Here is a 13009-nt window from a genome sequence, read left to right on the forward strand (position 1 = left end):
CCAAATCTGCACTGGTACCATTCTGCCCAACCAAAACCTGGTAACGGCTGATCTCCGATTGCATGGCATATTCCTGCATCAACGCACATAAATACATAATGAGATAACCAATACCTGAATAAAGGTTAACCGATACGAAGCGGGCTATCCAGGTGCTGAAACTATCCCGGAAAGCCGGCAAAATACTTGCCGCGACTGAAAATGGCCCGAGGATAATAAGGATAGAAGAATATATAATTTGTATCATAAATATAATATAAACTGCTATTCTTAATATCCATATCCCCAATAGTTCCAGCAATTGCGTGAACAGTAACTGCATCCCGACCGTCAGCCGGTTTTTCAGTTCAAGCAATGGCGACACTACATCCGAAATACCTTGCTTGATGGTGCTGGTCACCGAATCCCAGGCCTGCCCGTACCAGGTATCGCTTTCCTTTTCAGCAACCTCCGTTTGTGCCTGGTAAGTGATCAATGAGTTGGCCACGGCCAGCATAAGATTTGCCCTTTGGAAGCGTAATCCGTCAACGTTGGCCTGCTCACTTTCATACATCTGGTCGGTCTGCGTTTGCACCAAATCTGTCGGGAAGGCAACTACCTTAACAAACGCGCCCCACCAGATGATAACCATTGCTAAACCGAATGGCCGGAGCAGCGGCATAATCTCCATTTTCTTATCTCCTGCCATCATCTCGTAAGATTTAATGGCAAAAAAGATGATCATAAAAATGGCGGCCAGCGCTTGCGCATCTGTGATAAACAAGCCGAAATGCGCCCATATTGACTGTTTTAATCCGCCGAGGAAAGTCATCATCCCATTTTCGTAAACACCGTCGCCCTGAAGGAATTCGAGTGATTTTTTGTAACTGGCCGTATCGATAGCGGTTTGGCAAAACCCCGCCTTGCCCAGGAAGACCAAAAGCAGGGACAGTAATAAGAGTTTCTTTTTCATAGCTAATAGTTTGCGTGCAGCAGCACCTGGTTAGCGATCTTTACATCCGTCTGCGGCGTCCAGTTTCCGGGCGTTACCGTGCCGGTCTTTAGCGTCTGCTGCTGTGAGGCCATTTGTAAATCCTTTTGGGCGGCTGCAATGCGGATACTCCATACACCGGCGAGCCGGCGATATTCATTCAGCATCCGGTAATAAGACATAATCCTTGAACCCCTGTCCATGTCAGTACTGCGGGCACCGTTCAGTCGCTGTTTCAACATGCCCAGTTCATTGGTGTACCAGCCGTAAGTTCCTTCGGACACCAGTTTGGTACTGACCTGCGGCGAAAGCGGGGCCAATAATGTTGCCGCCGAATAGTTAATCAATGGCTGGAATTGCTGATTATAATACAACAGCCACAAGGGGTCTGCATCGGATAGTAAACCGGACTGGCTGGCTATCTGTGAAAGTGCGGTATTCCTTGCGGTATCGGATTGCAACTTATATTTATTGTCAATAGAATTCTGTGCCCCAACTAAAGCCAGGCGCTGAGTTTGCGGTCCGGTGGCGCTCAATGGCCGGAGGTCCGTTTTATGATAATTGGGATCGAAGAATCCCCATACCAGCCAGTAATATGGGTTCAAGCTAAGAAAGCCTGCTTTAGGATCAAATTGATTCTGGTTCCATTGCAAGTAAACCATACGCTGTTCCTGGTGTACCATGGCTTTATCATATACTTCTTCCTGGGCGTAAGAAGCTGAAAGCACAAAGCTGAAGGCGAAAAGAAATAATAATTTTTTCATGAGATTAGGGGTTTGATTTTAAGTATTTGGCGTTAAAAATAATTTGATTCGAAAGGTTGACATCCTTATTGATCCAGGCCGCATAGGGATTTAAAGAAGCAATGATGCCGCGCTCTTTCGCCCAATACATGGCACGCCAGGCACCATAGGCAAGACTGTCCATGATCTGCAATTGCTGCGTGACCTTGCGCAGCAGCTGGTCGCGGCTGTTATAATCGGCCAGCACATTACTGCCGCTCTTTAAGACATAGCCCGAAACGTCGCTGACCAGTGCTATAGCCCTTTGCTGCATTTCCTGTTCAATGTTTTGCGCGAACAGCAGCAGATAGGGCTGCGTCTTCGCCAGTGCCAGGCATTGATTGAGATAGCTGATCATATCATCGATCACGACGGCCATATTTTTTACGGCCAACCCGTCTTTCAGTGCAGAATTCACATTGGCAAGCCCATTATAAATGATGGTTTGAGCCAGTACAACCGAACTGACATTGGCATTTACATTGTCGATATCGTTGTTGATCTTACCGAGATATTGGTTGTGGGTTTCTTCAGCAGTGCTGCGCACGGCACCATTGCCGACAACCGCCCCGAAATGCTGAGGATCAAAAACGTATACCTGCGCTTTTGCGGCAGAAAGCCAAAAGCACAAGACAAAAAGAAAGTATTTCATTATTTAAGGTATTTGGCGTTGTTGAGAATATTGTTGATCATACTTTTATCCATATCTACCCAGGATTGGAAGGGGTTCAGGGCTTTAAGGACAGACGCTAAATTGGAGTATTGCAACAGGTTGAGCATATTGCCGGAAAGCTCCTGGATCTGGCTCAATTGCTGGATCACATAATCGAATAGCAATTTGCGGTCAGATGCCTTCATCTGGTTGACATCGCCGATAGATAATGTCAGCCCGGCTACATAACCTATTAAACCTTCCGCTTTTTCCGCGAATTCGATCTCCGTCTGGTAACCCAAAAAAGCAACTGCCGGGTTTTTCTCCACCAAAGCAACAATTTGTCCCTGGTAATTGATGATCTGCCTGACCATCGGCTCGCCGTATAAACCAATATCGGCCACACTGATCGCGGTGCCCAGCGTATTGTAGCGTTGTTGCAACGTGCGGTACATATTTTTCATTTTATCCAGCAAAGTCAGGTTAGCCTGTTCATTAACAGTGTTGACAGCCTGCTGGTTTTTCGCTTTGACCTGCTGGCTGTTTTCCGATTTGGATTCATCGATCAATTGGTGCATCCCGACAATATCTATCGTGCTTTGCTGTGAAAAAGCTGAAAGCGAAAAGCATAAGGCTAAAAGGGTGAGCAGATTTTTCATTGTTTGAGATATTTCGCATTGTTTAACACATCGTTGGCTATCCTTACGTCCTCGTTCTGCCAGGTGGCCCAGGGGTTCAGGGAGCGGAAAATTCCGTTCATTTTTGCCCAGTACATCGCCCTCTGCATCCCGTAAGCGATACCGCGCAGGATGCGCATTTCCGAAGCGATATGATTGAGCAGCTTGCCCCGTTCGCCCGAATCCATAAGGTTCGAGCCGCCGCCTTTCAGCACAAATGCGCTCACATCTGCGGCGAGGGTCACTGACCGGGTTTCAAAATCCCTCGCGCCCTGTTCGGCGAATAACAACAACACCGGATCAGATTTTGCATAGGACAACGCTTGTTCGGTATCGGTAATGATATCGCTGCCGCATTCGCCGATGTCCTTGATGCTTTCGAGGTTGCTGATGATCGAGGCGACCTGGCTCAGCCCGTTATAAATATCGCTTTGCAGTTTATTGATAATGGTAAGCTGCCCGGTAACGGCAAGCTGCCCCTTGGAAATCAGGCTGAGGTTATTATTCGTGGTATTCATCTGGCTGTTGATCACCCCGGCATTTACCGCTATCGCGGCGGAAGTGGCCGGGTCGACAACCAGTTCCTGCGCTTTCAATTGCCGGAATCCGAAAAGCAGCGGCAGGAAAAATAGGATAAACTTGTTCATGGTTTGAGATTTAAAAGGTTAATAGAAATTATGATAACGGTTTACCCGCTTTATTGACGCTGCTGACAAATTCGCCAAGCGACACGCGGCTGCTACCGAGATGCGCCACAAAAGCATCCAGTCCTTTAGCATACGAGCCAAACGACGTGGCGTAAATTTCAACTGCGGACTTCTCCGGCTTTTCCGTGGTATAAGCCAAATATTGATGCAGGGATACCTCCACGCCATAAACTTCGCCAGTCGAACCGCGGCGGATATAGACTTCTTTGAAGCGGCCACGGTTTTCCTTATTGCTAAGCTGGTTGATGGTAAATATTTTCCGGCGTTCGATTTCGCTTATCGATAGCAGCGCGGCAATTTCCCGGTAGTTGTCCTTGAATTTGGTTTGGTCGAGCAAACAGATCGTATCAGAGTTGTTGACGATACTATCCTTTACGACTGCGTTACCGATAATGTCGCCTAACTCCTGCGTAACGACGATGGCCTCACCCCAAAATTTTCGCACGGTTTTATACAAATACAAAAGATAACCGGCCATGAGCGGGCTTGCTATGGCCTTCCACGCTTCCTCCACCACGAGGCATTTGCGCCTGTCCTGCCGGTAACGCATTTTCTGGATGAATACATCCATGATGATGAGCGTGACAATAGGGAACAGCACCTTGTGCTCTTTTATACTGTCGATTTCAAACACAATAAATCGTTCGCCGAAGAGCGATTCGTCAGCCTGCTCATTTAGAATAGATGCAAATTCGCCGCCTTTATAAAACTTCTTCAGTACATACCGGAACTCATCATGGTCGAAGGGAATTTGTTCTTCCGCTTTGATCTGCGGAATTTTTATCAGCGTGAATTCGTAAAATGAATTGAAATCCATAACCGGATTATTCCCGGCAAACTGCTCATTAAAGTAGGCGCTGATGGTATGGGAGATCACATCCCTTTCGACCTGGCTGATGTTTCCTTCCGCGCCTTTCCAAAGCAGGCAGATCAGGGTAACCAGGAAATCCTTCTTCTCAATATTATATTCCTCCGCCTTTATGGCAAAAGGGTTCATGGTAATGGGCTTTTGATCGGTATAGGTGATATACTTACCGCCGTAGTAAGCGCAAAGCCCGGAATAGGAATGCCCGGTATCGACAATGACCATATCCATGTTGTAAAGGCAATACTGTTCGATCAACGCGTTCATAAAAAAGCTTTTGCCTGAACCGCTGGGCCCCAATACAAACTTATTCCGGTTATTGATACGACCTGTCCGCATCGGCAGGTCAGCGGGGTCAATGGCCGTCGGTATGCCCTGCCGGTCGGTAAATCGCACCAAAAAGTCCGATGGCTCGTCTTTCGGCATTGATTCCTTGAAGAAGAAACATAATGCCGCATCACAGGTGGTTAGAAACCAGTCGTATTTCTTCAGCTCAACCGCATTGCCTGGTAGGGCGCTTCGGAAAAGTTCCAGCTGGTTATAGGCATTCTTACTGGCGATTACACCGAGGCCGAACAAGGAGCTCTCAATAAAATTGGCCGTTTTCTGTATACCGTCCTTTGGTGCCGCCACTAAAATGTTAAAGTGGCAGTTAACCAGCAACTGGTTCTCCCTTGCCACGTCGGTTAAGAGTTGGTCAATATCCTCCACACAGATGAGGTTCGCCGGGTCAGGAATACCGGAATGCCGTTTCTTTTTCAGTTCCAGTTTCCGCAAGGTGGCGGTTTGGTCGGGTATTTCGATCACCTGGTTATAAAGGATACTTTCACAGCCGGGTACTTTTAACAGGAAGGATAAAAAGTCGACCGGGAAGCCCTTTAACGTATCTTTTTCGTTCCATTCGATATGCGTACCGACCTCGGAAGGCAGGTCGATACTGTCAATATTTACCAGGCTGATACTCCTTACAGATCGTTCACCCATTTGCAACTCGGTATCGCCTGGCGCCACGTTTTCCAGCGAGATCGGGCCGCTGCTGAAATTCATGCCCAGGCATTGCATGACCAGTTTGTTAAGTTGTTTTTCGTTTAACAGCACAGGGCCTGTTTTCGCGGCCTCCAGTACGTCCAGCACTTTGGCGACCGATTGGCGGAAATCGCGCAGGGCCTTTTGATCATAAACATAAAAAGCGCCTTTTCTGACCTGGCGGGTAATAGTCAAATAAGTTCTGACTTCCGTATAAACGCGGCCGTTGAAATGTTCGTTATATTTGTTTTGCAGATACTCCCCGGCCTGCTTCAGCGGGTAAACCGAACGGCTGAAAATATCCTGCTTTTGGAGTAAGTAACCATCGCCCAGGAGTTTTACTATATTGATCAGCAGGTTATGGTAATCATCGTATGCTTCCGGCGACGCGGCATATTGTTCTACCGGGTTCTTCAGTGAAATGACCACCGAAAAATCACCGTTCAGGCCAAACAGCAGGTCATAACCGCCATCGGCTGCAATGCCGGCATAAGGCAATTTAAATTCGGATTTTGGGGCCATATAAATGGATCTTTTTGAGGTTGGAGGGATGAATTAAGATTTCGCGGGAGCGGGATTTGGCATGGAGGCCTTTTTTCTGTTTGCCTGCCAGGTATAAAAGGCCGCCTGTGATACTGCCCGCCAGCACTAACGCACCAAGCCACATATTGACCAGCGACATAGTTAGCGCGCCGAGTACCAACCCGCCAAGCAGGATGCCTACGCCCCAGTAAATGAATTTTCCCTGGAAGCCTTTAAAAATAAGGGGCTTTTGAAGCCCATTATAAACAGCAAATCGTTTAGCCATTAGGTTAAGCCGAAGAAAGCTTTAACAATCAGTGCGGATACGACCAGGAATACGCAACTTCCTCCCCAGCCCATTAATTCTTTATTAATGTCCTGATCACCGGAATTCCACTTGGAGTAAACCCGGATCGCGCCGACGATGCCGACGATACCGCCGATCACCAGGGCGATGTTACTGGCAGGATCCACATAGGTTTTCAGGGTCGAGGTTGCAGTGTTCAATCCGGTTACACCGCTTTGGGCAAAGGCCGAAGCCGAACCCAGGGCCAGCACCACTGCTGTCGCCCACACACGTTTCAATTTGTTCATTAGAAATAGGGGTATTAAATTGTTGGTAAAAAAGAAAGCGGCCGCTTTCGCTAACCGCTTCCGGGTTATTTGGGGTATTAAATTTCGATGGGTCAGATACCGAAAAGGGCTTGTAAAAAAGCACCTGCCAGTATCATAAATAAAGCGGCGAAAAACCATCCGGCTACGGCCTGGTCGATACGGGGATGTCCCATTTGCCAGTTATGGAAAATCCGGACGGCACCCAAAATGCCGAAGATGGCGGCGATCACGAGGCTGCAGTCCAGTGCCGAAAAAAAGGATGATGTCAGCGACTGTTGTGCCTGCTGCATTTCATCCAGGCCCGGCTGCGCATCACAAACCGTAATTACCAATAACAGCAATGCGATCAGTCCGATGTATTTTTTCATATTAGAAACTTACTTGTCTGGTTATGTCGATTACCTCCTTTCTTGCCAGGATGAAAACATCCTTCAGCAAAACACCGCCCGAGGCAATCATTTCGGACGGAGCTTTTACGGCACTTTTAGGGTGATCATTTTCCAATAGCTTTTCCGCTTCATGCGGCATTATACTTTCGGAAAAGGTCAGTTCGTTAGTGGCTGGTTTTAGGGAGCCTGCCTTTTGGCTGCCCGTTAAATCCAGTAGAATGATCACCAGGTAATACAGGCAGTAAATACCGGCGACCCATAGTAAAAAATGTATCCAGTTCATAATTCCAGTTTTTGAAGATGTTGTTTAATGATTGTTTTTAATTCCGGGTGCTGTTCCAGAAATTGATTGACGGCATAACCCACGACTTTGTTCACCTCTATACCCGTCGCCATTTTGAGGTGATGGAGCATTTGCGCGGTCTGGGTTTCAAACCGGACGTGCAACATGTTTTTATGATCCGCCAGGTCGTATGCCCTTAGCAATTCAATCACCGGGGATACGAACGCTGTTTTTTTTTCTTTTTTCTTTTCCGCAGGGGCTTCCGTTGCTGCCGGTGTGTCGGGCTTAGCGATTTTGCTGCGCAGCTGATCGGCCAGCGATTTGATCTCACTCATTTTTTTGATGGATATGGTTATTGTAAATGCACTCCAGTACCGGGCGGACTACCGGGAAAATGGACAGTGGCGTTTCAAAGGTGCTGATCCGCTGGAGATCGATGCGGTCAGCAATTACCGGAGAGATAACGCCGAATTTTTTCAGCTGTTCGTCGACATCGCTTTGCGTTTCGTATTTGACATTGGCTTTAACGCGGTTGGGCACAAAAACAAGCGGCACATCGGGGTTGATCTTTTTCAGCACCACCGCGAATAAAATGGTCGATTCAAAACTAAGCTCGTCATAAGCGAAAGGGCAGATCACCAGGCCTGCGGATTGGAATACCGGTATCAAACCGTCGTCATCCAGTTTGCCGGGCAAATCCAATAAAAAAAGTTGTTTCTTATTTTGCGTGAATACTTCCTTCATATCCGGGAAATCCTCTAACCCTGCCGCAATCACCTCGTAGGGTTCCTCGTTTTCCAGCACTTTGGCTTTTTCATATTTCTGCGCTATGGATTGCTGGTAGTCCAGGTCGATCACCGTGACCTTGTGTTTTTTTACCAGTGATAAATAATTGGCCAGTAAAAGCGTAAGCGTGCTCTTTCCAGCCCCGCCTTTCTGGTTTCCGATAAGAATGATCATATATTTTAATTTGCTAAGTTTTCTTTCGTCTGCGCTTGCGTCCGTGAGTAGCCTCGTCGTCGATGTCGGGTGCTATATAGGGTGCGGGTATAGCTATATACTGGCGGCTGATTTCTTCAGTAATCTCCTCGCTTTGGTAGTATTGCCGGTATAATTCATTCAGCGCCGGTTCGTCCAGCAGTTCATCCACCTGGATAAATGTTTGACTGGCCTGGTCTTCCAGGAAGAGATGGCCGCCCCTTTCATTGAGGTTTAAACCCAAATGGTGCAACCCTTGAATCAGGTCAGGGTAATTATTAATCGCTGCTTCCAGTATGGCTTTATAATAAGCAGTTGTTTCACTGTCTAAATCCCGGCGGTTTTCCGGAATGTCCGGCTGGTTTATGTCATTGTCGAAATCCCCGCGTTGTGCTTTAGTATTCAACAATTCCACTAATGGCATAATCTCGCCCCCTTTATAAACCGCTTTCCCGGAATGATCGATCACGGAATAACCGTATGGGAGTTTGCCGTCCTTCGCGTGGAATATTAAAGCCAGTCCTAATTTGTTTTTCAGGTATTCAGCAAATTCCGAGGTATAGGCGCCTGTTTTTTGCTTGTAGCTGCCGGGCGAAGTAATAAAGGCAGGCATTAAACCTGTATCGTGCAGCGCGGCATATTTATGAAACTGGGCCTTAATTTGCGCTTTCCGCCCTGGATGGTAAACTGAATTTTTTAATCGTTCTTCAATTTTGCTTCTTTCAAATTCGCCTTGTTGCTTACCGAATTTGATGAGTTGTATCATACCATCCTGCTCCCTTAGCAGATATCCCTGGTTTTCCAGTATCATAAAAAATTGCGCTTTTGTAGAGAAATTATAAGTCAGGGCTTTTGCAATATCTAACGCCGCATTGTGTTTTTCATCAATTCCCAAAACCACATTCAGGTTGTGGACAGCGCGGATATTTTCAAAGCCGCTATTGATCTTTTTCCCTTGTTTATCAATCCTGGTTGACACAGCATGTATATGATTATTACCGGTGTCCTTGTGGTAAATGAGCAAATATGGCTGCTCTCCGTAACCCATTTTTTCCAGCCATTGGATGGCTATTTCGGTCAGTGCATGTTTGTCATAACTTTTACCTTCAGCGGAAATGGCCACATGGAACTGCGGTTTTTTGACCGCTTTATTGTTGGCCGAAATGGATTTTAAATAGTTTTTATAATCTTCCGGGCGTAAATTTTGCAGGCCTTGCAGTGCGCCGAAATTAGCTACGGTCATCAGTTCGCCTTTATCGCGGTCTACCTTGGTCATATTGTAGGTTACGCCGCTGAACGAAGCGGAGGAAGAAAGTATCCTTACAATCATGGGCAGCTATTTTGTATCTGGAGATAAACTATCCGGCTATTTTGTACCGGGATACAATGGATGGCTGTATCAGGAGATTTTGTATCGCGATATTTTGTATCTGTGTGTCGGGATATAATGTATCGGGATATATTATATCCTGGTATCTTGTATCTGTGTATCGGGCTATAATATATCGGGATATAATATATCCTGCTATTTTGTATCCTGCTCAATTTTATCCAGCATATCTTCCGGCACATCCTCATTCTGATAAATCCCGTACTTGTCTTTATATAAGATATTCCATGCCGGGTTCGCATTGATTGGGTGCGCGGGGGCCAAAACCAATACGGTATCTTTCGTAAATTCAAAAATGGCCCGGTCATCCGTGTTAAAGGATGGCGGTGAAATTGCTGCTGATTGCTCATCATATTTCGGCAAGGGCATCGATGATGTATCGTCAGGCTTCCCCCCTGTGCCTGACCGTAGGTAAAAGAAAATATTGCCTGCCAGCAGCAAAACAATGACAACAGCCGTTACCGGCCCGGAAAAAATAGTAATGGTTCTCTGTGTTTCCATGATATTTAATTATAAAGGGTGATTAGTTATCATTTAGCGGCCATTTGCCGGATAATTTGGCGTAAGGCGATAGTCAGTTCGTTTTGCTGCAGGTTATACTGCTCAAAAAGCTGTTTAAAATGGTCTGCAACCACCGGGGATAGGACATCCTTTTTTTGCAGGATGTTGGCATAGCGGGCAAGCTGATTGATGTTATTGCCGGAACGGCCGAGTTCAGCGCCGATGGCATCCAGCCTGGCAATTAATTCTTTAGCATTGATAACGATAGCTTTGCCGTCCTGCAATAGCCTTTGCCTGATCAATTCGGTTTTGGTAATACCTAATTCCTGCTCCAATGCAAGGACGATCTTATATTCATCTTCGGTAAACCGGACATCGATCTTCTTCGTCCGTTTCCCCTCCGTTAATTGCGGCCTGCCTTTTAATTTCTGGTAAGCGTTCATAAGAGAATACGAGTTGCGAGTATTCGATACCCCTTCATCTTGAGCGGAGGCACGGAGCGAAAGTTGAAGGCAAGATTCTGATTGGCTGGCGAAAACGACGAAGGAGTTTTTGTCGGACAAGAAGACATCTTGCCGGTAGAAAAACCAAAATGTATCCTGGTAGCACGATACATTATCTCTGGATATTTTCGGCATTTATGTGCCTCTACTAACCGTGCGAGTCTTTTTTGTTTTTCGAACCAGCATCTCGTTGTAGTCATTGAAATCCTTATAACTGGCAGACTGGTCAATCGCCCGGGGCAATGCCCTAATAAAATCGGCGCAGGCTAACCGTCCGGTATAATCCTGGTCGAAGAAAACGCTGATCTCTAAAAAGTCTTTGGCCTTACGGATTGCCGATTCGAGCAACGTAGCTGAATTTAATACCAGGATGCTGTCTGAAGAAAAAGGGCTTTCAGTTAGCCAACTGAGGTAATTAAAGTAGCCTTCAAACACGGCGACCTTTGTTTCGTCACGGCTGATAAATGTTATGGCCTTATGGCCGAGGCAGCCTTTGAAATAAAGGTTTCTGACTTCCCAGGAGCCCAATTCGTTCTGCCAGCCGGCAGCGAAAAATTGCTTGCGGTTCTTTTGTTCATCTTGGACGTAATAATAAACTTCCTGTAAATGATCTTTTGCCACTTCCCAAATGCCACGGCTTGTTATATATTCGGTAATAGCCGGGTTGCAGCCTAATGGCATCACGTTCTCGACACAATAATGAGGTAATTTAGTGGCGTGTTTTCTAATCCTTTTTTCGGTTGGGATAGCTGAGAATTCCTGCCTTGAAACTGTTGCAATCTTTTTCAGCGCTTCGATAAACGTCAGTTTCCAGTAGGCCATCGCAAAATCGATAATGTTGCCGCCTTTGGCAGTACCATGATCATACCATACGTTTAGTTCCTTGTTTACGGAAAACGATGGTTTCGTATCGGAGTCGCGCAGCACACTGATGTAAATCAGTTCCCTTCCGGCGCGTTTGGCGGGTTCGTGTCCCAATGAGGTTAGCAAGTCAACGAGCGAAACCTGCTCCTTGATGTCTTTTGCATTTAAATTTAATGTTTGCATAATGAATCGTGTTTTATAGATAGCGCAGCAAGTCTATCGCCTTGGCGACCGCTTCAATTTCGAGCCGGTCGATACGCCAGGCAGCGGAATGATCGCCATCTTTGCGTGGTGTGATCAGGCCCTGGTCGATCCAGTTCTCGACATGTTTGCGCCCGAATAAGCGGAAAGCTTCTGATTTTTTCAGGTAAGAGCGTAAGTGTCCGGTTTTGATCAGCGCTTCGATTGCGCCGAGTTCGGCACCGCAATTGAACAGGCGCGTAAAATTGTGGGGGGATATGTCGTTGTCCATAAAAAAAGGGGAGACAATATATTGCCTCCCCTTTACTATATTTTCGGGATTACTCACCTCATATCCTACGATACGGACCGTCGTCTGCCCATGCGCTTTCGGTATCTTGCGGTTTTACGCTCACCTTCGCATGATTTCCTGTTGTTAGCAGGTTAATGCTTCATCCCCGGATGTCAAAGAGCTTTCAGGTAGGCACAAAGGCATACCTCACCTTTCTGCTACAGGCAGATAGGTTATTCTGTTACTGGAAGCAGCTACCTGTTCCAGTTTAATTCTGTCAATACATTTTTTTGAGACCTTGCCATTTCTTATGGCCGGCGTGATCAGCCCTTCGGCAATCCACCTGTCTACATCGCTCCGGCCGAAAAACCGGTAGGCTTCTGCCTTCGTGCAGTTGTCAGACAAAATGCCGCATTTTACAAGCGTCTTCTGCGTGCCTTCAAAAACAGCTTCATTAAGCAATTGGGAAAATTCCTTCAGCTTCATCTGAACGGTCATTAATCCTGCAACTGCATTGCTTCAGGATGACGGGACAAATGTGACGTGTCTGCAAATTCTTTTTTCAGTAGTCAGTACCGTATCAGGAAAGATTTAATTTTATTGCTTTGATTTTGAACCGGATACGTTCTTTGGTTTTCTGGGTTTAAAAGCATCGCCTTCTTCAATGTGCTGTGATAACATGGTCAGCATATGATCAAGGAAGTGGGTTTTGCTGATGGATTTACGGTTCTTGATCTCGGAGAAGCATTGATAATAACGGCCAAGGTTAATCTGTAGGCTCTTTTCTAACCAATCTATGATATCTGCGATATC

General features: G+C 46.4%; 19 protein-coding genes. All 19 read right to left on the minus strand.

The window, feature by feature from the left end; genetic code table 11:
- Positions 1–952, minus strand: a 952-nt coding sequence (locus QZY09_RS02320; RefSeq protein WP_295667624.1) for a plasmid transfer protein, incomplete at its 3' end; no start/stop codon positions are given.
- Between the two features lie 2 nt (positions 953–954).
- On the minus strand, positions 955–1734 hold the full coding sequence (locus QZY09_RS02325) for a hypothetical protein (protein ID WP_295667626.1): 780 nt from the start codon (positions 1732–1734) through the stop codon (positions 955–957).
- A 4-nt stretch (positions 1735–1738) separates the two neighbouring features.
- Positions 1739–2404, minus strand: coding sequence for a hypothetical protein (locus tag QZY09_RS02330; protein ID WP_295667628.1), 666 nt, complete (start codon positions 2402–2404; stop codon positions 1739–1741).
- Positions 2404–3063, minus strand: coding sequence for a hypothetical protein (locus QZY09_RS02335; RefSeq protein ID WP_295667630.1), 660 nt, complete (start codon positions 3061–3063; stop codon positions 2404–2406). Before QZY09_RS02335 ends, QZY09_RS02330 begins: the two co-directional genes overlap by 1 nt.
- Positions 3060–3728 (minus strand): hypothetical protein, encoded by a 669-nt coding sequence (locus tag QZY09_RS02340; protein ID WP_295667632.1) that lies wholly within the window; start codon positions 3726–3728, stop codon positions 3060–3062. The genes QZY09_RS02335 and QZY09_RS02340 overlap by 4 nt, the downstream gene beginning before the upstream one ends.
- 28 nt (positions 3729–3756) lie before the next feature.
- Positions 3757–6201 (minus strand): TraG family conjugative transposon ATPase, encoded by a 2445-nt coding sequence (locus QZY09_RS02345; RefSeq protein WP_295667634.1) that lies wholly within the window; start codon positions 6199–6201, stop codon positions 3757–3759.
- Positions 6179–6487: a plasmid transfer protein gene (locus QZY09_RS02350; protein WP_295667636.1), complete on the minus strand. Its 309-nt coding sequence runs from the start codon at positions 6485–6487 to the stop codon at positions 6179–6181. Before QZY09_RS02350 ends, QZY09_RS02345 begins: the two co-directional genes overlap by 23 nt.
- Positions 6487–6795 carry a DUF4134 domain-containing protein gene (locus tag QZY09_RS02355; protein WP_295667638.1) on the minus strand — a complete coding sequence of 103 codons (309 nt, stop codon included), beginning with the start codon at positions 6793–6795 and terminating at the stop codon, positions 6487–6489. Before QZY09_RS02355 ends, QZY09_RS02350 begins: the two co-directional genes overlap by 1 nt.
- Positions 6796–6887: 92 nt before the next feature.
- Positions 6888–7184 carry a DUF4134 domain-containing protein gene (locus QZY09_RS02360; RefSeq protein WP_295667640.1) on the minus strand — a complete coding sequence of 99 codons (297 nt, stop codon included), beginning with the start codon at positions 7182–7184 and terminating at the stop codon, positions 6888–6890.
- 1 nt (position 7185) lies between these two features.
- Positions 7186–7488 carry a hypothetical protein gene (locus QZY09_RS02365; protein ID WP_295667642.1) on the minus strand — a complete coding sequence of 101 codons (303 nt, stop codon included), beginning with the start codon at positions 7486–7488 and terminating at the stop codon, positions 7186–7188.
- Positions 7485–7823 (minus strand): hypothetical protein, encoded by a 339-nt coding sequence (locus tag QZY09_RS02370; RefSeq protein WP_295667644.1) that lies wholly within the window; start codon positions 7821–7823, stop codon positions 7485–7487. Before QZY09_RS02370 ends, QZY09_RS02365 begins: the two co-directional genes overlap by 4 nt.
- Positions 7816–8448, minus strand: a complete 633-nt coding sequence (locus QZY09_RS02375) for a ParA family protein (RefSeq protein ID WP_295667646.1) — start codon at positions 8446–8448, stop codon at positions 7816–7818. The genes QZY09_RS02370 and QZY09_RS02375 overlap by 8 nt, the downstream gene beginning before the upstream one ends.
- Positions 8449–8461: 13 nt before the next feature.
- A complete protein-coding gene (locus QZY09_RS02380) occupies positions 8462–9796 on the minus strand; it encodes a relaxase/mobilization nuclease domain-containing protein (RefSeq protein WP_295667648.1) in 1335 nt (444 codons plus the stop codon).
- A 195-nt stretch (positions 9797–9991) separates the two neighbouring features.
- Entirely contained in the window at positions 9992–10357 is a 366-nt protein-coding gene (locus QZY09_RS02385; protein ID WP_295667650.1) for a hypothetical protein, read from the minus strand.
- A 29-nt stretch (positions 10358–10386) separates the two neighbouring features.
- Positions 10387–10800, minus strand: a complete 414-nt coding sequence (gene mobC / locus QZY09_RS02390) for a plasmid mobilization relaxosome protein MobC (protein ID WP_295667652.1) — start codon at positions 10798–10800, stop codon at positions 10387–10389.
- 195 nt (positions 10801–10995) lie between these two features.
- Positions 10996–11907 carry a CHC2 zinc finger domain-containing protein gene (locus QZY09_RS02395; protein WP_295667654.1) on the minus strand — a complete coding sequence of 304 codons (912 nt, stop codon included), beginning with the start codon at positions 11905–11907 and terminating at the stop codon, positions 10996–10998.
- A gap of 13 nt (positions 11908–11920) precedes the next feature.
- Positions 11921–12196, minus strand: a complete 276-nt coding sequence (locus tag QZY09_RS02400; protein WP_295667656.1) for a hypothetical protein — start codon at positions 12194–12196, stop codon at positions 11921–11923.
- 207 nt (positions 12197–12403) lie between these two features.
- Positions 12404–12682 carry a hypothetical protein gene (locus QZY09_RS02405; RefSeq protein WP_295667658.1) on the minus strand — a complete coding sequence of 93 codons (279 nt, stop codon included), beginning with the start codon at positions 12680–12682 and terminating at the stop codon, positions 12404–12406.
- Positions 12683–12793: 111 nt separating this feature from the next.
- A partial coding sequence (locus QZY09_RS02410; RefSeq protein ID WP_295667660.1) for an RteC domain-containing protein occupies positions 12794–13009 on the minus strand: 216 nt, incomplete at its 5' end.

Source organism: uncultured Mucilaginibacter sp., from assembly GCF_903913935.1.
In the GTDB taxonomy this organism is placed as follows: domain Bacteria; phylum Bacteroidota; class Bacteroidia; order Sphingobacteriales; family Sphingobacteriaceae; genus Mucilaginibacter.

Bases quoted from the DNA above. Each gene is read 5' to 3' on its own strand.
- QZY09_RS02380 (WP_295667648.1), bottom strand. From the start codon at position 9,796: ATGATTGTAAGGATACTTTCTTCCTCCGCTTCGTTCAGCGGCGTAACC.
- QZY09_RS02395 (WP_295667654.1), bottom strand. From the start codon at position 11,907: ATGCAAACATTAAATTTAAATGCAAAAGACATCAAGGAGCAGGTTTCG.
- QZY09_RS02340 (WP_295667632.1), bottom strand. From the start codon at position 3,728: ATGAACAAGTTTATCCTATTTTTCCTGCCGCTGCTTTTCGGATTCCGG.
- QZY09_RS02325 (WP_295667626.1), bottom strand. From the start codon at position 1,734: ATGAAAAAATTATTATTTCTTTTCGCCTTCAGCTTTGTGCTTTCAGCT.
- QZY09_RS02405 (WP_295667658.1), bottom strand. From the start codon at position 12,682: ATGAAGCTGAAGGAATTTTCCCAATTGCTTAATGAAGCTGTTTTTGAA.
- QZY09_RS02355 (WP_295667638.1), bottom strand. From the start codon at position 6,795: ATGAACAAATTGAAACGTGTGTGGGCGACAGCAGTGGTGCTGGCCCTG.
- QZY09_RS02360 (WP_295667640.1), bottom strand. From the start codon at position 7,184: ATGAAAAAATACATCGGACTGATCGCATTGCTGTTATTGGTAATTACG.
- QZY09_RS02345 (WP_295667634.1), bottom strand. From the start codon at position 6,201: ATGGCCCCAAAATCCGAATTTAAATTGCCTTATGCCGGCATTGCAGCC.
- QZY09_RS02365 (WP_295667642.1), bottom strand. From the start codon at position 7,488: ATGAACTGGATACATTTTTTACTATGGGTCGCCGGTATTTACTGCCTG.
- QZY09_RS02335 (WP_295667630.1), bottom strand. From the start codon at position 3,063: ATGAAAAATCTGCTCACCCTTTTAGCCTTATGCTTTTCGCTTTCAGCT.
- QZY09_RS02330 (WP_295667628.1), bottom strand. From the start codon at position 2,404: ATGAAATACTTTCTTTTTGTCTTGTGCTTTTGGCTTTCTGCCGCAAAA.
- QZY09_RS02400 (WP_295667656.1), bottom strand. From the start codon at position 12,196: ATGGACAACGACATATCCCCCCACAATTTTACGCGCCTGTTCAATTGC.
- QZY09_RS02375 (WP_295667646.1), bottom strand. From the start codon at position 8,448: ATGATCATTCTTATCGGAAACCAGAAAGGCGGGGCTGGAAAGAGCACG.
- QZY09_RS02350 (WP_295667636.1), bottom strand. From the start codon at position 6,487: ATGGCTAAACGATTTGCTGTTTATAATGGGCTTCAAAAGCCCCTTATT.
- QZY09_RS02370 (WP_295667644.1), bottom strand. From the start codon at position 7,823: ATGAGTGAGATCAAATCGCTGGCCGATCAGCTGCGCAGCAAAATCGCT.
- QZY09_RS02385 (WP_295667650.1), bottom strand. From the start codon at position 10,357: ATGGAAACACAGAGAACCATTACTATTTTTTCCGGGCCGGTAACGGCT.
- mobC (WP_295667652.1), bottom strand. From the start codon at position 10,800: ATGAACGCTTACCAGAAATTAAAAGGCAGGCCGCAATTAACGGAGGGG.